The sequence below is a fragment of the uncultured Streptomyces sp. genome (genome assembly GCF_947488945.1).
Taxonomy (GTDB): Bacteria; Actinomycetota; Actinomycetes; order Streptomycetales; family Streptomycetaceae; genus Streptomyces.
The window spans coordinates 226,097-248,799 of sequence record NZ_CANLBS010000004.1 but is presented as its reverse complement, the minus strand read 5'-3'; the positions used below and the strand labels follow the sequence as shown (position 1 = coordinate 248,799).

The 22,703-nt window shown below is 74.3% G+C and carries 20 protein-coding genes; 11 read left to right on the top strand and 9 right to left on the bottom strand.

Annotated features, from left to right (window positions below):
• The first annotated feature begins 91 nt into the window (after positions 1-91).
• Together Q0994_RS07815 and Q0994_RS07810 are read left to right on the top strand one after the other, a co-directional pair.
• On the top strand, positions 92-1,102 hold the full coding sequence (locus Q0994_RS07815; RefSeq protein WP_299530740.1) for an ATP-binding cassette domain-containing protein: 1,011 nt from the start codon (positions 92-94) through the stop codon (positions 1,100-1,102).
• On the top strand, positions 1,099-1,959 hold the full coding sequence (locus tag Q0994_RS07810; protein WP_299530737.1) for an ABC transporter permease: 861 nt from the start codon (positions 1,099-1,101) through the stop codon (positions 1,957-1,959). The genes Q0994_RS07815 and Q0994_RS07810 overlap by 4 nt, the downstream gene beginning before the upstream one ends.
• 10 nt (positions 1,960-1,969) lie before the next feature.
• Here the strand turns inward: Q0994_RS07810 and Q0994_RS07805 are convergent, their stop codons facing one another.
• The gene (locus Q0994_RS07805; protein WP_299530734.1) at positions 1,970-5,323 is read right to left on the bottom strand and encodes a BTAD domain-containing putative transcriptional regulator; all 3,354 of its coding nucleotides are present in this window, start codon (positions 5,321-5,323) and stop codon (positions 1,970-1,972) included.
• A 202-nt stretch (positions 5,324-5,525) separates the two neighbouring features.
• On the opposite strand from Q0994_RS07805, the gene Q0994_RS07800 reads away from it, so the two are divergent.
• A complete protein-coding gene (locus tag Q0994_RS07800) occupies positions 5,526-6,353 on the top strand; it encodes a site-2 protease family protein (RefSeq protein ID WP_299530731.1) in 828 nt (275 codons plus the stop codon).
• Between the two features lie 34 nt (positions 6,354-6,387).
• On the opposite strand, the gene Q0994_RS07795 is transcribed toward Q0994_RS07800, so the two are convergent.
• A complete protein-coding gene (locus Q0994_RS07795; RefSeq protein ID WP_299530729.1) occupies positions 6,388-6,564 on the bottom strand; it encodes a hypothetical protein in 177 nt (58 codons plus the stop codon).
• Between the two features lie 122 nt (positions 6,565-6,686).
• Entirely contained in the window at positions 6,687-7,397 is a 711-nt protein-coding gene (npdG, locus tag Q0994_RS07790) for an NADPH-dependent F420 reductase (protein ID WP_299530727.1), read from the bottom strand.
• Between the two features lie 171 nt (positions 7,398-7,568).
• Here npdG and Q0994_RS07785 point away from each other — a divergent pair, with 171 nt between their 5' ends.
• Both Q0994_RS07785 and Q0994_RS07780 read left to right on the top strand, forming a co-directional pair.
• Positions 7,569-8,171 carry a hypothetical protein gene (locus tag Q0994_RS07785; protein ID WP_299530725.1) on the top strand — a complete coding sequence of 201 codons (603 nt, stop codon included), beginning with the start codon at positions 7,569-7,571 and terminating at the stop codon, positions 8,169-8,171.
• Positions 8,172-8,382: 211 nt separating this feature from the next.
• On the top strand, positions 8,383-9,642 hold the full coding sequence (locus tag Q0994_RS07780; protein WP_299531322.1) for an MFS transporter: 1,260 nt from the start codon (positions 8,383-8,385) through the stop codon (positions 9,640-9,642).
• 82 nt (positions 9,643-9,724) lie between these two features.
• Here Q0994_RS07780 and Q0994_RS07775 read toward each other — a convergent pair whose 3' ends face one another.
• A complete protein-coding gene (locus tag Q0994_RS07775) occupies positions 9,725-9,958 on the bottom strand; it encodes a hypothetical protein (protein ID WP_299530722.1) in 234 nt (77 codons plus the stop codon).
• Between the two features lie 92 nt (positions 9,959-10,050).
• On the opposite strand from Q0994_RS07775, the gene map reads away from it, so the two are divergent.
• Positions 10,051-10,908 (top strand): type I methionyl aminopeptidase, encoded by an 858-nt coding sequence (gene map, locus Q0994_RS07770; protein WP_299530720.1) that lies wholly within the window; start codon positions 10,051-10,053, stop codon positions 10,906-10,908.
• Between the two features lie 226 nt (positions 10,909-11,134).
• Positions 11,135-11,800, top strand: a complete 666-nt coding sequence (locus tag Q0994_RS07765; RefSeq protein ID WP_299530718.1) for a heme oxygenase (biliverdin-producing) — start codon at positions 11,135-11,137, stop codon at positions 11,798-11,800.
• Between the two features lie 72 nt (positions 11,801-11,872).
• On the opposite strand, the gene Q0994_RS07760 is transcribed toward Q0994_RS07765, so the two are convergent.
• A complete protein-coding gene (locus Q0994_RS07760; protein ID WP_299530715.1) occupies positions 11,873-12,541 on the bottom strand; it encodes a PhzF family phenazine biosynthesis protein in 669 nt (222 codons plus the stop codon).
• Between the two features lie 215 nt (positions 12,542-12,756).
• On the opposite strand from Q0994_RS07760, the gene Q0994_RS07755 reads away from it, so the two are divergent.
• Positions 12,757-13,752, top strand: a complete 996-nt coding sequence (locus Q0994_RS07755) for a hypothetical protein (protein ID WP_299530712.1) — start codon at positions 12,757-12,759, stop codon at positions 13,750-13,752.
• Between the two features lie 22 nt (positions 13,753-13,774).
• Here the strand turns inward: Q0994_RS07755 and Q0994_RS07750 are convergent, their stop codons facing one another.
• Entirely contained in the window at positions 13,775-14,521 is a 747-nt protein-coding gene (locus tag Q0994_RS07750; RefSeq protein WP_299530709.1) for a bifunctional DNA primase/polymerase, read from the bottom strand.
• Between the two features lie 448 nt (positions 14,522-14,969).
• Here Q0994_RS07750 and ddaH point away from each other — a divergent pair, with 448 nt between their 5' ends.
• Entirely contained in the window at positions 14,970-15,788 is an 819-nt protein-coding gene (ddaH, locus tag Q0994_RS07745) for a dimethylargininase (RefSeq protein ID WP_299530707.1), read from the top strand.
• A 45-nt stretch (positions 15,789-15,833) separates the two neighbouring features.
• Here ddaH and Q0994_RS07740 read toward each other — a convergent pair whose 3' ends face one another.
• A complete protein-coding gene (locus tag Q0994_RS07740) occupies positions 15,834-16,835 on the bottom strand; it encodes a small ribosomal subunit Rsm22 family protein (RefSeq protein ID WP_299530705.1) in 1,002 nt (333 codons plus the stop codon).
• Between the two features lie 152 nt (positions 16,836-16,987).
• Between Q0994_RS07740 and Q0994_RS07735 the strand changes: the two genes are divergently transcribed.
• On the top strand, positions 16,988-18,340 hold the full coding sequence (locus Q0994_RS07735; protein ID WP_299530703.1) for a hypothetical protein: 1,353 nt from the start codon (positions 16,988-16,990) through the stop codon (positions 18,338-18,340).
• A 73-nt stretch (positions 18,341-18,413) separates the two neighbouring features.
• Here Q0994_RS07735 and Q0994_RS07730 read toward each other — a convergent pair whose 3' ends face one another.
• Positions 18,414-19,760 carry a multidrug effflux MFS transporter gene (locus tag Q0994_RS07730; RefSeq protein WP_299530701.1) on the bottom strand — a complete coding sequence of 449 codons (1,347 nt, stop codon included), beginning with the start codon at positions 19,758-19,760 and terminating at the stop codon, positions 18,414-18,416.
• Positions 19,761-19,900: 140 nt separating this feature from the next.
• Here Q0994_RS07730 and Q0994_RS07725 point away from each other — a divergent pair, with 140 nt between their 5' ends.
• Complete coding sequence (locus Q0994_RS07725; RefSeq protein ID WP_299530699.1) at positions 19,901-20,917, top strand: Gfo/Idh/MocA family protein; 1,017 nt, start codon at positions 19,901-19,903, stop codon at positions 20,915-20,917.
• 22 nt (positions 20,918-20,939) lie between these two features.
• Here the strand turns inward: Q0994_RS07725 and Q0994_RS07720 are convergent, their stop codons facing one another.
• On the bottom strand, positions 20,940-22,607 hold the full coding sequence (locus tag Q0994_RS07720) for an alkaline phosphatase (RefSeq protein ID WP_299530697.1): 1,668 nt from the start codon (positions 22,605-22,607) through the stop codon (positions 20,940-20,942).
• Positions 22,608-22,703 lie beyond the last annotated feature (96 nt).

The window sequence follows — 22,703 nt, the reverse complement described above, 5'->3', positions numbered from 1 at the left end:
GACGCCCGTCCGGCGCCCCGTCGGCGTGCCGTCGGCGCACCTGTCGGCGATATATCGGCGAGCTGTCGGCGGCGGGTGGTTCTCTGAGCACATGACGCGAATCGACAAGAACCCCGGGCGCGGCGGCAACGCCGTCGAGGTGCGGGGGCTGGTGAAGCACTACGGCGCCACCAAGGCGCTCGACGGCGTGGACCTCGACGTGCGCGCGGGCACCGTCCTCGGCGTGCTCGGCCCCAACGGCGCCGGCAAGACCACCCTCGTACGCTGCCTGTCCACACTGATCCTGCCCGACGCCGGGCACGCGACCGTCGCCGGCTACGACGTGGTGCGCCAGCCCCGGCAGCTGCGCCGCGTGATCGGGCTGACCGGCCAGTACGCCTCGGTCGACGAGAAGCTCTCCGGCTGGGAGAACCTCTACATGATCGGCCGGCTGCTCGACCTGTCCCGCAAGGACGCCCGGTCCCGGACCGACGAGCTGCTGGAACGCTTCTCCCTCACCGACGCCGCCCGCCGGGCCGCCGCCGAGTACTCCGGCGGCATGCGCCGCCGCCTCGACCTCGCCGCCTCGATGATCGGCAACCCGTCCGTGCTGTACCTGGACGAGCCGACCACCGGTCTCGATCCGCGCACCCGCAACGAGGTCTGGGACGAGGTGCAGCGGATGGTCGCGGAGGGGGCGACCGTGCTGCTCACCACCCAGTACATGGAGGAGGCCGAGCAGTTGGCGAACGAGCTGACGGTGATCGACCAGGGCAGGATCATCGCGCGCGGCGGGGTGAACGAGCTGAAGGCCAAGGTCGGCGGCCGCACCCTCCAGATCCGTCCCTCCGACCCGGCCGACCTGGCCGCGATGGCGCGGGCGCTGCACGAGGCCGGACTCGACGGCGTGGCCGGCGCGCAGAGCGTGCCGGACGAGGGGCTGCTGCTGGTGCCGATCCTCAGCGACGAACAGCTCACCGCCGTCGTCGGGCTGCTGGGGACGCGCGGCTTCTCGCTCGCCCACGTCGCCACCGCGCTGCCCAGCCTGGACGAGGTCTTCCTCGCCGTCACGGGCGCCAGGGCCACCGTCACCGAACCGAAGGACCAGGAGGTCGCGGCATGAGCACGACGACACTGACGAAGTCCCCGGCCGGGCCCGCGGGCCCGGTGCCGGCGGGCGCCCCCGCCCCGGACGAGGGCCGGATCGGGCTGCGCGCCAACCTGCGGCACATCGGCGCCCTGACCCGGCGCAACATGCTCCAGATCAAGAAGGACCCGGAGTCGATGTTCGACGCGGTCCTGATGCCCATCATCTTCACCCTGCTGTTCACCTACGTCTTCGGCGGATCGGTCGGCGGCGCGCTGGGCGGGGACCGCACCGACTACCTCAACTACCTGGTCCCCGGGCTGATGGCGATGATGGGCATGAACATCGCCTCCGCCGTCGGCTCCGGCGTCAACGACGACTTCCGCAAGGGCGTCATGGACCGTTTCCGGACCATGCCGATCGCCAGGTCCTCGGTGCTGATCGCGAAGATCGTGGTGGAGCTGGGCCGGATGATGGTCGCCACGCTGATCCTGCTGGGCATGGGCTTCGCGCTCGGCATGGAGATCCAGACGTCGTTCCTCGGCCTGCTCGGCGCGATCGCGCTCTCCGCGGTGTTCGGCGCCGCCATCATGTGGATCTTCATCGTGCTCGGCCTGGCGATGCGGACCGCGCAGGCCGTGCAGGCGACGGGAATGCTGGTACTGATGCCGCTCCAGTTCGGCTCGTCCATCTTCGCGCCGACGGGCACCATGCCGGGCTGGCTCCGGACCTTCACCGACTACAACCCGCTGTCCAACCTCGCGGACGCGGCCCGCGGCCTGATGATGGGCGGCCCGGTCGCCCACTCGGTCTGGGTCACGCTCGCCTGGGCCGGGATCATCACGCTCGTGATGGCCCCGCTGGCGGTCTCCAAGTTCCGCAAGGCGACCTGACCGGCGGCCGTCAGCGGTACGCGCCCGCCAGGGCGGCGACCTCCTCCAGGGTGAGGTCGCCGCCTTCGGCGTGCGCGGCCTCGTAGGCGTCGTCGCCCAGGACGTCACGGGCCCGTGCCTCGGCCCGCGCCAGGCTCTGGCGGACGGCAGCGTTCAGCACCAGCCCCTGGGACGACAGCCCGGCACGCATCCCCAGCACCCGCGCGGCGTCCCGGGCGCGCTCCTCGCCGCCCGGTCCGCCGATCGCCTCGGCGAGGGCGGCGAGATGGACGGTGGTCATGTGCGGGGCGATCATCAGCGACAGCCGGTTGCGGGACTCCGCCAGGGCCACCAGCGCCCCGTCGAGGGCGCTCGCCCACTCGCCCTCCAGGTTGTCCAGCCAGGCCAGCGCCCCGACCGCGAACGAGTGGAAGATCGACAGCGTCCGCGACCCGAACAGCTCTCCCAGCGCGGCCAGTTCGGCCCGTGCCTCGTCGATCCGGCCGTCCAGGCCCAGCAGGACCGCGAGGAACATCCGGGCCGGCGGCGCCCCTTCGTGCCCGAGCTGCCGCTCGTCGGAGAAGATGTCCCGGAAGACCGCCTCGGCCTCCGCCAGCCGCCCGGTCTCGGTCAGCACGTTGGCGTACCGGGTCCGCAACAGTCCCACCTGGGCGTGCGCGCCCAGGCGTTCGGCGTACTCGACGGCGGCCAGGTAGTCCGCGGCGGCCTGCTCGTAGTCGCCGGTCTGCTCGTTGGCCTCGCCGCTCGCGGAGAGCGCGTCGGCGGCGCCCCAGGCGTCGCCGAGGCGGACGCAGATCGCCAGGCTCTCGTCGGCGTCCGCGCGGGCCGCGGCGGCGGTCTCCGGGTTGTTGGCGTAGAAGTTGGCCCGCATCTGGAGCGCGGAGGCCAGTTCGGAGGTGTACCCGAGCTCCCGGCAGGTGCGCACGGTCTCGTCCAGCACCTCGTACAGGTCGGCGCCGCCGGAGAGCATGACGGCGAAGATCCACAGGGAGCCGGGCGGGCGGCAGGTCTGCGGCTGCCCGGGGCGGTAGGTGCGGGCGATGACCGCCAGCCGCTCCTGGCTCTCCGGGGAGACCCACAGGTCCTCCTCGTGGTCCATGAAGGCGAGCTGGATCAGCCGGACCCCGCGCCTGGCCTCCCGGAGCTGGTCCGGCTCCAGCGGCGGCGGCCGGTCGGTGACCCGCTCCAGCAGCGACGGCACCGGGCCGCCCTCGGCGAACGGGTCGGGTCCCAGCGCGGCGGCGGCGTCCGCCCACTGCCGGGCGTCGGCGCGCAGGTCGCGCATCATCCAGTACCAGGACAGCGAATGGACCAGGCAGAGCACCTCGTGCTCGTCGCGCAGCGCCGCAGCGCGCCGCAGCGCGGTGCGCAGGTTCTCGTACTCCCGCCGGAACAGGCCGATGACGGCGGCCTGTTCGGAGGTGCGCAGCAACGGGCCGTTGATCCGGGCGAGTTCGCGGTGGTGGACCAGGTGGCGGCGTTCGGTCGCCACCCGCTCCCCCGCCTCGGCCAGGCGCTCCGCGGCGTACTCCCCGACGGTCTCCAGCAAGCGGTAGCGCATCTGGCCGGCGTCGTCCGCCTCGGCGACGACGAGGGACTTGTCCACCAGGGAGCCCAGCAGCGGGGCGACGTCGCGGCGGTCGACCGGATCGGCGGCGCCGTCCTCGGCGGTCAGCGAGCAGACGTCCTCGGCGGCGGTCAGCGCGCAGCCGCCCGCGAAGACCGACAGCCGCCGCAGCACGGCCCGTTCGGGGGCGTCCAGCAGGTCCCAGGACCAGTCCACCACGGCACGCAGGGTCTGCTGGCGGGGCAGCACGGTGCGGCTGCCGCTGCTCAGCAGCCGGAAGCGGTCGTCGAGCCGGTCGGCGATCTGCCGGGGGCTGAGCGTGCGCAGCCGGGCGGCGGCGAGTTCGACGGCGAGCGGCAGGCCGTCGAGCCGCCGGCAGATCTCCGCGCAGGCCTCGGCGGTGGCGGGGTCGGCGTCCACCCGGAAGCCGGGCACGGCGGCCGCGCCGCGTTCGCCGAGCAGCCGCAGCGCGACCGGTTCGGGCAACGGCTCGACGGGGCGCACCAGTTCGCCGGGCACTCCGAGGGGTTCGCGGCTGGTCGCCAGCACGGTCACCTCGGGGCAGTGCGCCAGCAGGTGGTCGGCGAGGGCTGCGGCGGCCCCGACGACGTGCTCGCAGTTGTCGAGGAGCAGCAGCAGCCGGCGCCGGGCGCAGTGGTCCACGAGCCGGGTGAGCGGGGTGTCCGAGGCGCGCTCGGCGGCCCGGATCTCCTCGGCGCCGACGCCGCGCAGCACGGTCTCCCGGGCGCCGAGTGCGGAGAGGACCGCCTCGGGGACGGCGAGGGGGTCCTCCACGGGGGCGAGTTCGGCCATCCAGACGCCGTCCGGCCACCGGTCGGCGACGGCCTGCGCGGCCTCCTGCGAGAGCCGGGTCTTGCCGGCGCCGCCGGGGCCGAGAAGGGTGACGAGCCGGGAGCGGCCGAGGTCCTCGCCGAGGGTCGCGAGGTCGGTGTCCCGCCCGACGAAGCTGGTGAGCCGGGCCCGCAGGTTGCCGTACGGGGAGGGGGCGTTCGCCCCCGCACGCGGTGGGGCGGGACGGTCCGGCTCCGGTGGGCGGTGCCGGGCGGGCGTGTTGGCCTGCTGGTGGAGCAACGCGTCGTGCAGGGCGCGCAGTTCGGGCCCGGGGTCGGCGCCGAGCCGGTCGGCGAGCAGGGCGCGCACCTCCGCGTAGGCGGCCAGTGCCCCGGCGGTGCTGCCGGAGTCCCGCAGGGCGGTGATGCGCAGTGCCTGGAGCGGTTCGTCCAGCGGGTGGGCGGCGCACAGCGCGACCAGGTCGGGCAGGGTCGCGCCGGGCCTGCCGAGCGCCAGCAGGGCGGCGGCGCGGGTGCGCCGGGCGGCCAGCCGACGGGCCTCGGCGCGGCCGGCGTCGGCGCTCGCGTCCGGCAGGTCGGCGAGGGCGGGGCCCTGCCACAGGGCGAGCGCCTCGTCGAGGAGTTCCACGGCCTTCTCGGGGTCGCGGTCCTCCCAGGCCCGCTCGCCCTCACCGGTCAGCCGCTCGAACCGGTGCAGGTCGACGTCGTCCGGGGCGGCGGCGAGGCGGTAGCCGCTCTCCACGGACTCGACGGCGTCCCGCCCGAGCGCGCGCCGCAACCGGCCGACCAGGGCCTGGAGCGCACCGGCCGCGTCGGCGGGCGGCTCGCCGTCCCACACCTCGGCGACCAGCAACGCCGCGGGGACCGGCCGCCCGGCGCGCAGGGCCAGGACGGTGAGCAGGGCACGCAGCCGCGCCCCGCCGAGGGTGACGGCCGTGCCGTCGTCGCGGAGCGCGCGGGTGGTACCGAGGACGCTGTAGTGCACGGGCCCATTGTCCGGGACGGGGTCCGCGCGCCGCACGGCAACCCTGCGCGAGGGTCCGCGCGCGGCACGGCGGGGGTGGCGGAGGGGAACGCGCGGAAGGGCGCGACCGGGTGACGCGGGCGGCCCGGCGCCCCGTACGCTCGGGCCCCAACGGCCGTCCGGCCGCGACGGGACGCCCCTCCAGCCGCTAGGAGTACCGCGGATGCGCAGCACAGCCGGCCGCCACGACCGGAGGATCAGCCCGGTCTTCCTCGGCATCGCCGCCGTCACGGCGGTCGCGGGGTGGGCGGTGTGGACCGGCTTCGCCGGGAGCACCGGTTTCGCGGTGTTCCTGTTCGTCACCGGCGGCTGGGTGGTCTCGCTCTGCCTGCACGAGTACGCGCACGCCCGCACGGCCCTGCACAGCGGGGACATCAGCGTCGGCGCCAAGGGCTATCTCACCCTCAACCCCCTGAAGTACACGCACGCGTTGCTGAGCATCGTGCTGCCGGTGCTCTTCGTGATCATGGGCGGCATCGGTCTGCCGGGCGGCGCGGTCTTCATCGAGCGCGGCCGGATCCGGGGGCGCCGGCGGCACAGCCTGATCTCGGCGGCGGGGCCGCTGACCAACGTGCTGTTCGCCGTGGTCTGCACCGCGCCGTTCTGGCTGGACGCGCTGGACGGGGTGCCGGTGCCCTTCCGCTACGCGCTGGCCTTCCTGGCGCTGCTCCAGGTGACCGCGGCGATCCTGAACTCGGTGCCGGTGCCGGGGCTGGACGGGTACGGCGTGATCGAGCCCTGGCTGCCGTACGGGATCCGCCGCCAGGTCGAGCCGTTCGCGCCGTTCGGGCTGATCGCGGTCTTCGCGGTGCTGTGGATCCCCGAGGTGAACGGGGCGTTCTTCGACGCGATCGACGCGGTCCTGCGCGGGCTGGGCGTCAGCGAGTTCGAGACCTACTGCGGCCTGGACGCCTACCGGTTCTGGCAGGAACTGACGGGCGGGGACGACACCCGGTGCACGGTGGGGGCCGTGGTGTACACGGGGCGGTGAGCGCGAGGGCCGGCGGCGGCCGGCGGGCGAGCGGTCAGCGGGCGGCGGCCTCGGCGCGCTGCCTGCGGACGTAGTACCACGCCATGTTCGAGGAGAGCCCGGCCACCAGCACCCAGAGGATGCCGAGCAGGCTGCCCTGGACGAACGAAACCACGGCCGCGGCGACGGCGAGGGCGCAGACGGCGAGGGCGAAGAGGGCGAGGCGGGGCATGGGGGAGGCTCCTGTCCGGGTGGTGCGCGGTCCCGTCCAGTGTCCCCCATGCCCCGTTCCGCCCCCTGACCGGCTCCCCGCGCGGCGGGGGAGCCGGGGCAGGCCGGTTGGGCCCGGAAGGGTCAGACGTCGGTGGCGCGCAGGCCCGCGTGGGCCTTGTAGCGGCGGTTGACGGAGATCAGGTTGGCGACCAGCGACTCGACCTGGTGCGCGTTGCGCAGCCGACCCGCGAAGACGCCGCGCATGCCGGCGATGCGGCCGGCCAGGGCCTGCACGATGTCGGTGTCGGCGCGGGCCTCGCCGAGCACCATGACGTCGGTGTCGATCTCCTCGATCGACTCGTCCTGGAGCAGGACGGCCGACAGGTGGTGGAAGGCGGCGGTGACCCGGGAGTCCGGCAGCAGGGCGGCGGCCTGCTCGGCGGCGCTGCCCTCCTCGGGCTTCAGGGCGTAGGCGCCCTTCTTGTCGAAGCCGAGCGGGTTGACGCAGTCGACGACGAGCTTGCCGGCCAGCTCCTCGCGCAGCGACTCCAGCGTCTTGGCGTGGCCGTCCCACGGCACGGCGACGATCACCACGTCGCTGCGGCGCGCGGTCTCCGCGTTGTCCGCGCCCTCGACGCCGTGGCCCAGCTCCGCCGCGGCGGCCTCGGCGCGGGCCGCGTCGCGGGAGCCGACGACGACGCGCTGGCCCGCGCGGGCCAGTCGGTAGGCGAGCCCGCGGCCCTGCGGGCCGGTGCCGCCGAGAACGCCGACGGTGAGGCGGGAGACGTCGGGAAGGTCCCAGGGGTCCTTGGCGGGGGGCTTGGGCGCGCCGCTGCTGTCTTGGGTAGTCATGGCTCCGACACTAACGGCAGGTGACGGGGGTGGCACCGGGTCGTCGCAGTCCTCCACCGTGGGCACGATCACAGTCGATATGTCCCTCCCGCCCGGCCCACCCGGACCCGTACGGGTGAATCCCGGCGGAGTCCCGGCGTGCGGGCTCCAGGTCGGGCAGGATGCCGGGCCATGGATGCCGTCCGTGTCTCCCTGTTGCGCGAGGTGCTGGCCGGGACCGAGTGGCCCGCGGCGGCCCGCCGGTTCGCGGGCGCGTTGCGGTCCTCCGTCGTCCCGCACGGCGGCGGACTGCTGCTGGTGGGCACCGAGGCGTACGAACCGTGGCACCTGGCGGCCCACCTGGCCGACGAAGCCGCGTGGTCCGGGTTGGCCGAGCTGCGGCCCACGCTGGTGCGTCACCGGGTGGAAGCCGCCGGTCCCGCGCACCTGGCGGTCGGGCTCGGCCGGATCGAGGCGGCCGGGCGGGGCGAGACGGTGCTGCTGGTCGCGCCCGAACGGCCCGGCGAGGGGCTGCTGGAGCGGGTGCACGGGGCCAGGCGGGCCGGGGCGACGGTGCTGACGCTGGACCGGGGCGACGCGGAGGTGCGGGCGCTGGGCCACGAGTCGCTGGTGGTCGCCGCGACGGACGAGATGGACCTGGACACCGTGCAGCACCTGGTCAGCGCGGCGGCCGGGGAGAACGCCGGGCCCGCCCCGCACGGCCGGCGCAGCTTCCGCGACCGGCTCGCCCGGCTCGCCGACCAGCTCACCGCGCCGCCGCCGGCGCGGTGGTGAGGCGCGGCCGGACCCCGTCCACGCCTCAAAACACGCTTGCACCGGCCACGGGCCGGGCCGAGCATGGCCCCTCGTGACCACCCCGCACGGCCCCGCCCCCACCGACCCGCCGGTCCCCGCCCCTTCCCACGCACCGCCCGCCGAGCACGCCCCGCCGGCCGAGCACGCCCCTCCGGCCCCGTCCGCTCCCGGTCGCCGGGGCGCGTCACGGTTGCGGGCGCTGCTCCCGGACCTCTCCCCCTGGCACGCCTCGGCCGACTTCCGACTGCTCTGGGTGCAGGGGCTGATCACCTACTTCGGCAGCTTCATGGCGCTCGTCGCGCTGCCGCTCCAGATCAAGGAGCTGACCGGCTCGCCGCTCGCGGTCGGCGCGATGGGCGCGGTGGAACTGGTGCCACTGGTGGTCTTCGGGCTGTACGGCGGGGCGCTCGCGGACTCCGCCGACCGCCGCCGGGTGATCCTCGCCACCGAGGCCGGACTGGGCGTGCTGGCGGCGGTCCTGCTGGTCAACGCCCTGCTGCCGGCCCCGCTGCTCTGGCCGCTCTACGTGGTCGCGGGCGGCGTCTCCGCGCTGGCCGGTCTCCAGCGGCCCGCCCTGGACTCGCTGCTGGCCCGGATCGTCCCGCACGACCAGCTGCCGGCCGCCGCCGCGCTGAACGCGGTGCGCTGGCAGGCCGGCGCCATCGCCGGCCCCTCGCTGGCGGGCCTGGTGGTGGCCTACGCCGGGCACGCCACCGCGTACACCGTCACCGTGGCGACCTTCGCGCTCTCGGTGGTGCTCTGCCTGCGGCTGTCGCCCGCCCCGCCCTCGAAGGGCGCGCGGGGGCCGTCGCTGCGCGGGATCGCCGAGGGCGCCCGGTACGCCTGGAGCCGCCCGGTGCTGCTGGGGACGTACGCGATCGACCTGGCGGCGATGTTCTTCGCCTTCCCGAACACGGTCTTCCCGTTCCTCGCCGACGAGCTGGACGCCGACTGGTCGCTCGGGCTGATGTACGCGGCCGGTTCGGTGGGCTCGCTGCTGATCGGGCTGACCAGCGGGTGGACCTCGCGGCTGCGGCGGCACGGACTGCTGGTGGTGTGCGGGGCGGCGGTCTGGGGGCTGGCGATCGTCGGGGCGGGGGCGTTCGGCAGCGTGTGGCCGGTGCTGGCCTGCCTGGCGGTGGCGGGCGCGGGCGACATGCTGAGCGGGCTCGGCCGGTCCTCGATCTGGAACCAGACCATCCCGGAGGAGCTGCGCGGCCGGCTGGCCGGCATCGAGGTGCTCTCCTACAGCGTGGGCCCGCAGCTCGGGCAGGTGCGGGCCGGGGCGATGGCCGGCTGGACGGGCACCCGCGCGGCGGTGTGGTCCGGCGGCGTGGCGTGCGTGGCCTCGGTCGCCCTCCTCACCGCGGCCCTGCCGAAGCTGCTGCGCTACGACTCCGCCACCGACGAGGACGCGCTGCGGCGGCGGGCGGCGCGTCCGGCCGGGTGAGCGGTGAACGCGGTGAGGGGCGGCGGGCACGGCCGCCCGCCGCCCCGTCTCCCCGTCCCCCGTCTTCCCGCCCCGACGGCGGTCAGGCGGACGGTGCGCCGGGCCCACCGGGGCGGTCGTGCCACTTGGGGTCGGTGTCCCACTCCAGGTTGCGCTCCTGCGCCGTGTCCATGGCGTGCTGCGCCGCCTCGCGGGTGGCGTACGGACCGAAGCGGTCCTTCGCGGGGCACTCGGGGCCTTCCTCGACCTTCTTGTGCTCCAGGCAGTAGTACCACTCGCCCGGTTTGCCGACGGTGCGCTTCTTGAACAGGGCCATCGGGGCTCCTTTCCTCGATGCCATGCTGCCCCAAGGACGGCGGTCCAGTACTGCTCCGGCGACCCCGGCGGGCAGCACCTAAACTCGCCAGCATGTCTGGTCAGCAGCTCCTCACCCCCGGGGTGCAGTCCCCCGTCCGTTCCGTTCCCGGAAACATCCGGCGCCCCGAGTACGTCGGCAAGCCGGGTCCGAAGCCGTACACCGGCCCGGAGATCCAGGACTCCGACACCGTCGAGCGGATGCGGGTCGCGGGCCGCATCGCGGCGCAGGCGATGGAGGAGGCCGCCAAGCACATCGCCCCCGGTGTCACCACCGACGAACTCGACCGGGTGGCCCACGAGTTCATGGTCGACCATGGCGCCTACCCGTCGACGCTCGGCTACCGGGGCTTCCCCAAGTCGCTGTGCACCTCGGTCAACGAGGTCATCTGCCACGGAATCCCGGACTCCACCGTGCTGCGCGACGGCGACATCGTGAACCTCGACGTCACCGCGTACATCAACGGCGTGCACGGCGACAACAACGCGACCTACCTCTGCGGCGACGTGGACGAGGAGTCGCGGCTGCTGGTCGAGCGCACCCGCGAGTCGCTGAACCGGGCGATCAAGGCGGTCCGCCCCGGCCGGCAGATCAACGTGATCGGCCGGGTCATCGAGTCGTACGCCAAGCGGTTCGGATACGGCGTGGTGCGCGACTTCACCGGTCACGGCATCAACACGTCCTTCCACTCCGGCCTGATCGTGCCGCACTACGACAGCCCGCACGCCACCACGGTGATGCGCCCCGGCATGACGTTCACCATCGAGCCGATGCTGACGCTCGGCACCCACAGCTATGACATGTGGGACGACGGCTGGACCGTGGTGACGAAGGACCGCAAGCGGACCGCGCAGTTCGAGCACACGCTGGTGGTCACCGACACCGGGGCGGACATCCTCACGCTCCCGTAGGACGTTTTCGGCGCGGGCGTCCTTCCGGGGCGCCCGCGCGGGCGGCGGGCCGCGGAGCACCGTAAGGTCTTTTACCGACAGGCAGTCGGGAACCCATTGACTTAGGTAAACCTAAATACGAGGATCGGGGTACCGACGGGCATGGGTCGCACCCCGGCCCCCACCCCTCGGGACCGCTCCGTCTTCTTCTGGACTTCCCGTCCCCCTCGGTCCCCGGAGGCCCACCTTGGACGCAACCGCCACCGCCACGCCCTTCTCCACGCTGATCCGCACGGCGTCCCACGAGCAGCACACCGAGGCGGAGGCCTCGGCCTTCATGGGCGACCTGCTCGGCGGGCGCCTCGGTGTGGACGCGTACACCCGCTACACCGAGCAGCTGTGGTTCGTGTACGCCGCACTGGAGGAGGGCGCGCGGGCGCTGGGCCCGGACCCGGTGGCCGGACCGTTCATACAGCCGGAGCTGGAGCGCCGGGCCGAGCTGGAGCGGGACCTGGCCCACCTGCGCGGGCCCGACTGGCGCCAGGGCCTGGAGCCGCTGCCGGCCACCGCCGCGTACGCCGACCGGGTGGCGTGGTGCGCCCGCGCGTGGCCGGCCGGCTACATCGCCCACCACTACACCCGCTACCTCGGCGACCTCTCGGGTGGCCAGATCATCCGCGGCCGTGCGGAGAAGGCCTGGGGGTTCGCGCACAAGGGTGACGGGGTGCGGTTCTACGTCTTCGAGCAGATCTCCAACCCGGCCGCGTTCAAGCGGGGTTACCGCGAGCTGCTGGACGCGGTGGACGCGGACGACCTGGAGAAGGAGCGGATCGTCGAGGAGTGCAAGCGCGCCTTCGCGCTCAACACCGCGGTCTTCCGCGAACTGGGCGAGGTCTTCCCGCAGGCCGCGTGACGTCCCGCACGGTCCGTCCGCCCGGCGCGCGCCCCGCGCCGGGCGGACCCGTGTCCGGGGCCGCGTCGGCCCTCAGCCCTGCTGGGCCAGCAGCACCCGGCCGCCGATCTCCACCGTGCCGTCCGGCGCGGGCGCGGTGAGGATCTGCGAGCCCCGGCCCTGGACGATGTTGAGGGCACGCCCCAGCCGGGCGGTGAGCAGCAGGGCCGCCGCGCCGGTGGCCTCGTCCTCGACCGTGCCGGGGCGGCGGGGGAAGGCGCGGGCGCGGACCCGGCCCGCCGCCTCGTCCTCCCAGGCCCAGACGTAGGTCCAGTCCTCGCCGGACGGCGGGCCGGTCAGCGCCTCCACCTCGGCCGCCGAGGCGTACTGCTCCAGGGTCCTCGGCGGCGCCCACTCGGGGCGGGCGGAGATCCAGGTGAACTCCCCGTCGTGACGGGCGAACACGTCCCCGACACCGAGTTCCAGGATCTCCAGGTCCAGCAGCCAGGCCACCCCGACGACGGGGTGCCCGGCGAACGGCAGCCGGAGGCCGGGGGCCCAGATGTCGACCTGTCCGCGCTCGGGGTCGTCCACGAACACGGTCTCGCTGAAGCCGAGTTTCTCCGCGAGTACCAGCCGGGACGCGTCGTCGGGGTAGCCGCGCCCGTCCCGTACGACCCCGAGCGGATTGCCGTGACGGCCGTCGGCCCCGCAGAACACCCGCAGCACGTCGATGCCCGCGGGTACGTCGAATGCGCTCATCCGGGCATTGAAGCATCCGGCGGCTTACCCGACCCGGGTACGGGTGCGTGGCCGGGGCCCCGGCGACGAGGAACTGGGCCGGTTCCGGGGCCCGTCGGCGGGGGCCGGCCACCGCCGGAGCACCGATTCGCGGTCCCCGCACCCGTGTTCCGTTCCGCCCCGGTAGGGTTCGCACGGTCAGTGGGGGCGACGGATCAGAAGGCGCAGAGCAACGGATGAGAAGGCTGGGTCGGCTGGCGGCGGGGCTCGCGGCGACGACGGTGCTGTCGCTGACGGCGGGCGGCTGCGTGACGGTGCACGGTGAGCGGGCGGTCGTGCCGGGGGCCACGGTCTCCGAGGCGGACCAGGCCGTCGCGGCGTTCCTCGCCGCCTACAACAAGGCGGACGAGGCGTACGATCCGGCGCTCGACGCCGACCACGTGACCGGGCCGCTCGGCGCGGTGACCCAGGCCGGCCTGAAGGCGCGGGGCTCGTACCATCCGGACGGCAACCCGGACCACCGGCCGCTGGAGCTGACCGACGCGACGTATCTGGTGCCGAAGAAGGCGGGCTGGCCGCGGTGGTTCCTCGCGGACACCGACTCCAACCGCGACACGGACGGCGGCGACCGGGACACCCGCTGGCTGTTCGTCTTCGTGAAGTCCGGCCCGGAGGACGGCTGGCGGGCCGCCTATCTCGCGCCGCTGCCGGCCGCGAAGGTACCGCAGTTCGCCCGGGACGCCGACGGACTGGCGGTACCGGTCACCGCGAACGCACCCGAACTGGCCGTGAAGCCGAAGGAGTTGAGCACCAGCTACACCGAGTACCTGGAGCACGGCGCCCCGGACGTGTTCGCGCCGGGAGCCACCACCTCCGTCTGGCGCAAGGCGCGGGAGGCCGCGGTGCGGCCCGGCTTCTCCTACCAGTACGCCGACCAGCCGCTGGACTCCGGCGCCTTCGCCCCGCTGGGGCTCAGGACGAAGGACGGCGGGGCGCTCGTCTTCTTCAGCAGCAAGCACTTCGAGCGCCAGACCGCGGCCGAGGGGCTGAAGCCCGCCGTCGGCCGGGACACCGCGGCGCTGATGGAGGGCGCGGTGACCACCACTCTGACCAAGGAGCGGATCGCCAGCCAGCTCGCGTACGTCCCCGGACGGGACGGCGGGGACGCGGGCGACGGCAAGGTGGTCATGCTGAACCGGACTCCGGGGCTGGTGTCGGCCGAGGGGTCGTGAGTCCGGTCCCGGACCGGCCGGGTCAGCGCCCGAGGGGCCAGGCCACCGCGTTCGGGTCCAGGCCGTTCGCCTCGGCGCTGCCGGCGTACCGGGCGCAGGCGTCCTGGAGCGCCTCCAGCAGCGTCAGCGGGTCCGGCAGCGGGTGCTCCGGGCCGCGTTCCCAGCGGACGTCCAGCTCACCGGGGAGCCGGGACGGCGGCAGCAGGACGTAGCTTCCCCGGCAGTGCCAGCGCAGCCCCGGATGCTCCTCCTGGGTCTCCGGGTGGCAGTCCAGCTCGCACGGCCACCACTCGTCCTCCTCCTCGGGGGTGCCGCGGGTGGCGGTGAAGAAGAGCATCCGGTCGGAGCCGGAGCGGGCGACCGGGCCGACCTCGACGCCCTCGTCGGTCAGCCGCTCCAGGGCCTGGAGCCCGGCCGTGAGCGGGACGTCCAGCACGTCGTGGACCATTCCGGTCGCGGTGATGAAGTTGGCCAGCGGCTGCCCGGCGGCCCAGCGCTCGATCTGCGCGGGGTCGGTGGTCGACTGCGTCTGCCAGGCGAAGGAGACCGGGTGCCGGGCGGGGGTGGGACATCCGACGCGTTCGCACGAACATCGGAAACCGACCGGGTGCGCGGCGGGCGAGACGGGCATGCCCGCCCCGGCCACGGCGAGCAGCAGTGCCAGCCGCTCCGAGGCTTCGTCCTCGGCCGGCCGCGGTTTGGGTCGTCGCCGCAGCCACTGGGAAATCTTGCCTTCTGTGCCGCGTGCACGACCGGAATCGGCGCCCATCTATCCCCTCACCTCAGCGTTACCCGTCCATGGTCCCACCATCCTGCGCCCAGGGTGGCCGGAGTCCGTCAGTGGGGTCCGCGGTACGCCCCCGGCGTACGGGTCCCTGCGGGGAATGTCAGCACATTCCGTGACGCGCCGCGGCTCGTTCGGCGACTCCCGACCCGCCGCGCGGGGGCATTTGAGCCTCTTGCCCCGGTGCGTCCCGTCACCGAGCGGTGGAGATCCCGCGCGGTGCGTAGTCGACGGGCGTGCCCGCCCCGCCCGGACGGGGAGCACGGGACGCGCGGGGCCGCGCATCGCGCCGTACGGCCGTCCGGACGGGCCATGGCACGGACCACCCGTTCGGTGCACGGCGGAACGCCCCCGGGCGGAGCACCATGGGCTCACGCGCGGACCGCGCGACCCCCGTGCCGCAGCCGTGGCTGCCGTTCGTGAGGAGCACCCCTTGAACCGTGACGCCACCCCTCGTCGCTACCTGATGTGCCCGCCGGAGCACTTCGAGGTCACCTACTCCATCAACCCGTGGATGGACCCCTCCAAGCCCGTCGACCTGCCGCTGGCGCGCACCCAGTGGGAGGACCTGCGCGACCGCTACCGCTCGCTGGGCCACACCGTGGAGGAGCTGGCGCCGCGGCCCGGTCTGCCCGACATGGTGTTCGCGGCCAACGGGGCCACTGTGGTCGACGGCCGGGTGCTCGGCGCGAAGTTCGCCTACCGGGAGCGGCACGCGGAGGCGGCCGTCCACCGGGAGTGGTTCCGCGACCACGGGTACACGGAGATCCTGGAGCCCGACCACGTCAACGAGGGCGAGGGCGACTTCGCGGTCACCGCGTCGTTCCTGCTGGCCGGGCGGGGCTTCCGGTCCAGTCCGCTGTCGCACGACGAGGCGCAGGAGTTCTTCGGCCGGCCGGTGATCGGGCTGGACCTGGTGGATCCGCGCTACTACCACCTGGACACGGCGCTGTGCGTGCTCGACGGGGCGGCCGACGAGATCATGTACTTCCCCGGCGCCTTCTCCCCCGGCAGCCGCTCGGTGCTGGCCCGGCTCTTCCCGGACGCGCTGATCGCCGGTGAGCCGGACGCGGCGGCGCTCGGCCTGAACGCGGTCAGCGACGGGCGGCACGTGCTGCTGCCGCAGGCCGCCACCGGCCTGTTCGACCCGCTGCGGGACCGGGGGTTCGAGCCGATGCCGATGGACCTGAGCGAGCTGCTGAAGGGCGGCGGCAGCGTGAAGTGCTGCACCCAGGAGCTGCGCGAGCGGTGAACCGGGCGGGGCGTCGGTCCGCGGACGGACGCCCCGCCCGGCGTCTCACTCCTCGCCGTCGGGCGGCCAGGCGTCGCCCCAGTCGGTGTCGCGGGCGGCCCGGTAGCGCTCGCCGTGCCGCTTGGTGACCGTCGCGCGGGCCAGGCCCTCGTCGCGGGTGCAGAGCTCCAGCAGGACCTGGCCCTTGCGGATCTGCGGGCGGCGGGTCACCCGGGCGGCCACCGGGACGACCGGGAAACGGGTCGCCGCCACGTAGGCGAACTTCTCGTCCTCGTGGCTGAGGGAGCCGCCCTTGACCTGCCGGTGCAGCGAGGAACGGCTGACCCGGGCCGAGAAGTGGCACCAGTCGGCGCCCGGCTCGATGGGGCAGGCGCCGCTGTGCGGGCAGGGCGCGGCGACGGTCATCCCGGCGGCGACGAGCCGGTCCCGGGCCTCGATGATCCGGGCGTAGCCGTCGGGGGTGCCGGGCTCCACGACGACCACGGCCTGCGCGGCGGCGGCCGCGGCGTCGGCCAGTTCGGTCCTGGCCCGCTCCGGCAGCTCCTTGAGCACGTACGAGACGGTGACCAGGTCGACCGGGTCCAGCGCGGTGCCGTCGCCGATCCTGGTCCGCTGCCACCGGGCCTCGCGCAGACCGGGCAGCCCGGAGGCGGCGGCGAGTTCCCGGCCGGTCTCCAGGGCGGGGGCGGCCCAGTCGAGCACGGTGGTGGCGGCGGCCCCGTCCCAGGCCCCGGCGACGGCCCAGCTCGCCGCGCCGGTGCCGCCGCCGACGTCGGTGTGCGTGGCGGGCGTCCAGCCGGGCGCCGCGTCACGGAAGGCGCCGAGGGCGGCCCGTACGGCTTCGAAGGTCGCGGGCATCCGGTACGCGGCGTACGCGGCGACGTCGGAGCGGTCCCGCAGCACCGGGGCGTCGGTGGGGGTGGTGCCGCGGTAGCTGGCGATCAGCCGGTCGACGGCCTGCGCGGCCTGCTTGGGCGGCAGCCCGTCGAGCAGGCCCGCGAGGGCCGTGCGCAGGGCGTCCGCGGTGGGAAGGGGGGTGACGTTCACCGCCGAATCGTACGCGGAGCGGACGGCGCGCACGGGCCGCGGAGGGGCGCCGGGACACCCGGTGGGGGGCGTTGCGGAACCGAACTCCACTGCCGGGCGTGGCTGTTGCTACGCTGACCGGCGCGAGATCGCGACGCCCACCGGGGGGACCCATGCGACAGAGGATCGTTCGGCTGGCTCTGGTCGGCGGGGTGGTCTTCCTGGCCCTGCTGCTCCTGCTGGCCACGTGCGGGGGCGGCGGTGCGACGGAGGACGACGGCGGGGGCGGCACGGACGCGAGGACGGGCGCCGCGAGCCCGGCGGCGTCCGCGTCGCCGAGCGACACCGGCTCCGGCGACACCAGGACCGTGCTCAACGTCCCGCCGCAGTACTCGACGCGTACCGGCTGGGAGATCGTCGGCGCCTCGCCCGACATCGCGTTCAGCCACGCGACGGGCCGGCTGGCCTATCTGGAGCGCGCCGCGGACGACCGGTACCGGCTGCGCACCCTGGACACCGCCACGGGCAGGCTGGGCTGGCAGGGCGCGGCCCGGCAGACGCTCGACCCGACGCACTACCCGCGGCTGCTGACCGTCACCAAGGACGACCGCCAGTTCTTCGTCACCTGGTCGTACGGCAAGGCGGGCGACGGCCTGACCCCGTCGAAGACGTTCCTGGCGCTCGACGTGTACGACGTGACCAACGGCGACCGGCGCCATGTGGAGCTGCCGTGGTCCGGCGCCCCCGCGGTGACCGCGAGCGGTCCGGACATCGTGATCACCGACGCCGGGGCGAACAGTTCGCTGGTCGACCCGGTGACCGGGGAGATCGGGGAGATCTCCGCGAAGGAGCTGAAGTACCCCAAGGGCTGCACGACCTGCACCCGGCTGACGGAGGTGCGCGGCCAGACGGCGAAGGGGCTGCTGGCGAGCGGGGCGGCGGGGTTCTGGGTGCGCGACGGCTGGTACAGCGCCAACGTGGCGCCGAAGGGCGCCGACCGGGTGACCGGGGTCCCGACGTCGGTGATTCCCGGGCTGGTGCTGGCCAAGTGGCGGCTGGCCAAGAAGTCGCCGCGGGTGGCCACGCACGAGCTGTGGTCGGTGCACGACGCGACGACCGGGAAGGCGCTGGCACAGGTGGAGTGCCACCGTCCGGCGATAGAGCCGGGGCGCTATCCGCAGGCGGTGGTGTCCCCCTCGGGCGGCTATCTGATCGCGGGGAACCTGGCGTTCGACCTGAAGGCGAAGGCGGGCTACTGCCTGGAGGACGAGGACGGGGCGGCCCATGTGACGCTCGCCTCGGTCACCGACGACGGTCTGGCGTTCGGCGCGCGCAACGTGCGGGACGCGGCGGAGGCGCTGTCCGACGGCAACTCGCCGGTCACCATGGCGTTCCTCGACGGCGGCGTGGACGCGCTGCCCCGCAACGTGCGGCTGCCGGTGGCGGAGACCACCGGGATCGGCGTCTTCCGCTGGACGGACCGGCAGGACCGCCAGCATCTGATCGGCTATCCGCGGGCGGGCTGACCGGCGGACCCGGCGAACGGCGGACCGGGCGAACGGCGGCGGGGCGCGGACGGGCCGTCCGCGCCCCGCCCGCTCAGCCCTGGGCGGCCTGCCGCCACGGCCGGCACAGCAGCAGGAAGCAGGCGCCCGCCGCCACCGCGCAGACCACCTGGACGACCGCCATCGGCACCGCGGTCTCCTCGCCGGCGATGCCCACCAGCGGCGAGGCCACGGCGCCGATCAGGAACGACGAGGTGCCGAGCAGCGCGGAGGCGGAGCCCGCCGCGTTCCGGGACCGCATGAGCGCCTGCGCGTTGGCGTTCGGCATGGCCAGCCCCATCGCGGACATCAGCACGAACAGTCCGGCCGCCATCGGCGCCAGGCCGACCTCGCCGAAGACGCCGGTGGTCATCAGCAGCAGCGCCACGGCGGCGGCCAGGATGATGAGCAGCCCGATGCCGAGGACCCGGTCCAGGCTGACCCGGCCCACCAGCACCTTGCCGTTGAGCTGGCCGACGGCGATCAGCCCGACCGAGTTGAGCCCGAACAGCAGGCTGAAGGTCTGCGGGGACGCCCCGTAGATCTCCTGGACGACGAACGGGGAGGCGCTGATGTAGGAGAACAGGACCGCGAAGGCGAGACCGCCGGCGAGCGTGTAGCCGGTGAAGACCCGGTCGGCGAGAAGCCCGCGCATGGTCCGCAGGGCGTCCGCGACGCCGCCGGTGTGGCGCTCGTCCGGCGGCAGCGTCTCGTGCAGGTACCTCCGTACGACGAGGGTGAGCAGCGCGCCCACCACCGTCAGCACGACGAAGATGCCGCGCCAGTCGGTGAAGCGCAGGACCTGTCCGCCGATGAGGGGCGCGACGATCGGGGCGACGCCGGAGATCAGCATCAGGGTGGAGAAGAAGCGGGCCATCTCCATGCCGTCGTACAGGTCGCGCACCACCGCGCGGGCGATCACGATGCCGGCGGCGCCCGCGAGGCCCTGCAGGAGGCGGAAGCCGATCAGCAGCTCGGCGGTGGGCGCGAACGCGCAGACGGCGGTGGCGACGACGTAGACGAGCATGCCGGCCAGGAGCGGGGTACGGCGGCCCCAGCGGTCGCTCATCGGGCCGACGACGAGCTGGCCGAGCGCCATGCCCAGCAGGCAGGCGGTGAGGGTGAGCTGGACGGTGGCGGCCGGCGCGTGCAGCGCGTCGGTGACCTCGGGCAGCGCCGGGAGGTACATGTCCATCGACAGGGCGGGCAGGGCGGTGAGCCCGCCCAGCACCAGCGTCACCAGCAGGGCGGCCCGGCGCGCCGCGACGAGCGGCGCAGCGGGTGCGGGCGGGGCCGCGGGGAGCGGTGCGGGGGTGGGCGCGGAGGGTCCGGTGGTTCCGGGAGCGTCCTTCGCGGTCGGTGTCTGGGTGCGCTGGGCACGGCTCACGCCGCTGTCCGGCATTCTCTTCTCCACATCGTTGAAATCCGGATCTATGCTCTCAGCTCGGCCGCAGTGGCCGGACCACATTTTCCGGGCGGGCGTCGGAACGCTTCGTTCCGGGCAGGTGTCGGAACTCTCTTCACGGCAGGCAAGGGGCGGTCATGAGCAGGACTGTGCGCTGGGGCGTACTGGCGACGGGCGGCATAGCGGCGACCTTCACGGCGGCCCTCCAGGGGTTGCCGGACGCCGAGGTGGTGGCGGTGGCGTCCCGCACCGACGCGTCGGCGCGGGCCTTCGCCGACCGGTTCTCGATCCCCCGGGCCTACGGGAGCTGGGCCGAGCTCGTCGCGGACGAGGAGGTGGACGTGGTGTACGTCGCCACGCCGCACTCGGCCCACTACGAGGCGACCGCGCTGGCGCTGAAGGCCGGGAAGCACGTGCTGTGCGAGAAGGCGTTCACCTTGAACGCCGGGCAGGCCGCGGAGCTGGTGGAGCTGGCCCGGGAGCGCGGCCTGTTCCTGATGGAGGCCATGTGGACGTACTGCAACCCGCTGGTCCGGCGGATGACGGAACTGGTGCGGGAGGGCGCGATCGGGGAGATCCGGACCGTCCAGGCGGACTTCGGCTTCGCCGGCGACTTCGGTGCGGACCACCGGCTGCGCGACCCGGCGCTGGGCGGCGGGGCGCTGCTGGACCTCGGGGTGTACCCGGTGGCGTTCGCACAGCTCCTGCTGGGCGAGCCGGACCGCATCCAGGCGGACGCGCTGCTCTCCCCGGAGGGCGTGGACCTGAACACCGGGATGCTGCTGAGCTGGGCGTCGGGCGCCAACGCGCTGCTGTCCTGCTCGATCGTGGGGCACCACGCCACGGCCGCCTCGGTGGTCGGCACGGCGGGCCGGATGGACTTCCCGCACGGTTTCTTCCACCCGGACCACTTCCTGCTGACCCGCGCGGGCGCGGAGCCCGAGCGGATCGAGTCGGGCCCCGGCCCGCAGGGGCTGTCCGGGATGCAGTTCGAGGCGGCCGAGGTGATGCGCGCCCTGCGGGCGGGCGAGACGGAGTCGCCGCTGGTGCCGCTGGAGGGGTCGCTGGCGGTGATGCGGACGCTCGACGCGGTCCGTGACCGCGTCGGCGTCCGCTACCCGGCCGACGACCTCTTCCCGGCACAGGTGCGCTGACGGACCGTCAGGCACTCTGTTTTCAGGCCGGCTTGAGCCCCGGGTCGCCCGCCTCCGTCACGAAGGAACCCGCCGTCGTGACGGGGGCGCCGGGGGTGGTGACCGCGGACACCGTGCGGTAGTCGGCGCGCGCCGCGGTGTCCGTGAGGGTCACCAGGGCGTAGCCGCGCCGGCCGTTGTAGAACTTCATGTGCGGGTTGGCGGCGGTCTGGTTGGCCCAGTTGGCGGGCTTGTCCGCGCCGTCCTTGCCGCTGGTGATCGAGGTGGCGACGATCTCCGTGCCGACGGTGCGCGAGGACGGGTCGTCGAAGTCCTGCTTGAGGTCGAAGCCGTAGCCGACGTGGACGTCGCCGGTGAGCACCATCAGGTTGTCGACGCCGGCCGCCGCGGCGCCGTCGAGCAGGCGCTTGCGGGAGGCGGGGTAGCCGTCCCACGAGTCCATCGACAGCTTGTACGCGTCGGTCGGCACGTCCTTGCGCTGCGCGAAGGTGACCTGCTGGGGCACGACGTTCCACCGGGCCCGGGAGGACCGCCAGCCGTCGATCAGCCAGCGCTCCTGGGTGGCTCCGGTGAGGGTGCGGGCCGGGTCCTCGGACTCCGGTCCGGGGACCTGCCACCCGTCCCCGTACGCCTGGTCGCTGCGGTACTGGCGGGTGTCGAGCACGTCGAACTGGGCGAGCCGGCCGAAGCGGAGCCGCCGGTAGAGCCGCATGTCGGGGCCGGTGGGGCGCTGCGGGGTGCGCAGCGGCTGGTTCTCCCAGTACGCGCGGTAGGCGGCGGCGCGGCGGAGCAGGAACTCCTCCGGCGGGACGCTGTTCTCGGGGGTGTCGTCGGCGTAGTTGTTCTCGGTCTCGTGGTCGTCCCAGGTGACGACGAAGGGGTGCGCCTGGTGGGCGGCCCGCAGGTCGGGGTCCGACTTGTAGAGGGCGTACCGCAGCCGGTAGTCCTCCAGGGTCAGCGTCTCCTTGGCGAAGTGCGCCGGGAGGGTGCGGTCGGTGTAATTCCGAGCCCCGCCGACGGCCGAGACGGCGTACTCGTAGAGGTAGTCGCCGAGGTGGAAGACCACGTCGAGGTCCTCGTCGGCGAGGTGGCGGTAGGCGGTGAAGTAACCGTCGTGGTACGCCTGGCAGGAGACGGCGGCGAGCCGCAGCGCGGCGGTGCGGGCGTCGCGGGCGGGGGCGGTGCGGGTGCGGCCGGCCGGGCTGGTCCAGGCGCCGGTGCGGAAGCGGTAGTGGAAGACCCGGCCGGAGTCGAGGCCCTTCACGTCGACCCGCACGGCGTGCGCGTACTCCGGGTGCGCGGTCACCGTGCCGCGCCGGACGACGTGGCGGAACCGCTCGTCGTGGGCGAGCTCCCAGTGCACGGCCACCCGTGCGTCGGGCAGCCCGCCGCCGCTCTCGTACGGGGAGGGGGCCAGGCGCGTCCAGAGCAGCACGGAGTCCGGCAGCGGGTCGCCGGAGGCGACGCCGAGCGTGAACGGGTCCTCGGTGATCCGCCGCCCGTCCAGCTCGGCGGCGCTCGCCGCCCCGGCGGTCGGCAGGTTGACGGCGAAGGCCAGCGCGGCGGCGGCCCCGGTCGTGGTGAGGAACCGCCGGCGCCCGAGTGCGGCTCCGAAACTCCGGGCGGCGGACCGGAGTTCGGCGGAGTGCCCCGGGTTCCGGCCGGCCGGGTGGTGCGGTGCGGGTGTCATCCGTGTGTCTCCCCTGGCAGGTGGTGTCAGGGGCATTGGAACGGCGGCCGACGACGAGAGATTGTCGAGTGCACGACATCGGTGTGGCGGGGGGAT

Coding starts and splice junctions, on each gene's coding strand:
- Q0994_RS07810 (WP_299530737.1), top strand. CDS start 1,099: ATGAGCACGACGACACTGACGAAGTCCCCGGCCGGGCCCGCGGGCCCG.
- Q0994_RS07795 (WP_299530729.1), bottom strand. CDS start 6,564: ATGCCCCGCCTCGCCCTCTTCGCCCTCGCCGTCTGCGCCCTCGCCGTC.
- Q0994_RS07760 (WP_299530715.1), bottom strand. CDS start 12,541: ATGAGCGCATTCGACGTACCCGCGGGCATCGACGTGCTGCGGGTGTTC.
- Q0994_RS07800 (WP_299530731.1), top strand. CDS start 5,526: ATGCGCAGCACAGCCGGCCGCCACGACCGGAGGATCAGCCCGGTCTTC.
- Q0994_RS07735 (WP_299530703.1), top strand. CDS start 16,988: ATGCGACAGAGGATCGTTCGGCTGGCTCTGGTCGGCGGGGTGGTCTTC.
- Q0994_RS07755 (WP_299530712.1), top strand. CDS start 12,757: ATGAGAAGGCTGGGTCGGCTGGCGGCGGGGCTCGCGGCGACGACGGTG.
- Q0994_RS07720 (WP_299530697.1), bottom strand. CDS start 22,607: ATGACACCCGCACCGCACCACCCGGCCGGCCGGAACCCGGGGCACTCC.
- Q0994_RS07815 (WP_299530740.1), top strand. CDS start 92: ATGACGCGAATCGACAAGAACCCCGGGCGCGGCGGCAACGCCGTCGAG.
- npdG (WP_299530727.1), bottom strand. CDS start 7,397: ATGACTACCCAAGACAGCAGCGGCGCGCCCAAGCCCCCCGCCAAGGAC.
- Q0994_RS07730 (WP_299530701.1), bottom strand. CDS start 19,760: ATGCCGGACAGCGGCGTGAGCCGTGCCCAGCGCACCCAGACACCGACC.
- Q0994_RS07725 (WP_299530699.1), top strand. CDS start 19,901: ATGAGCAGGACTGTGCGCTGGGGCGTACTGGCGACGGGCGGCATAGCG.
- Q0994_RS07750 (WP_299530709.1), bottom strand. CDS start 14,521: ATGGGCGCCGATTCCGGTCGTGCACGCGGCACAGAAGGCAAGATTTCC.
- map (WP_299530720.1), top strand. CDS start 10,051: ATGTCTGGTCAGCAGCTCCTCACCCCCGGGGTGCAGTCCCCCGTCCGT.
- Q0994_RS07775 (WP_299530722.1), bottom strand. CDS start 9,958: ATGGCCCTGTTCAAGAAGCGCACCGTCGGCAAACCGGGCGAGTGGTAC.
- Q0994_RS07785 (WP_299530725.1), top strand. CDS start 7,569: ATGGATGCCGTCCGTGTCTCCCTGTTGCGCGAGGTGCTGGCCGGGACC.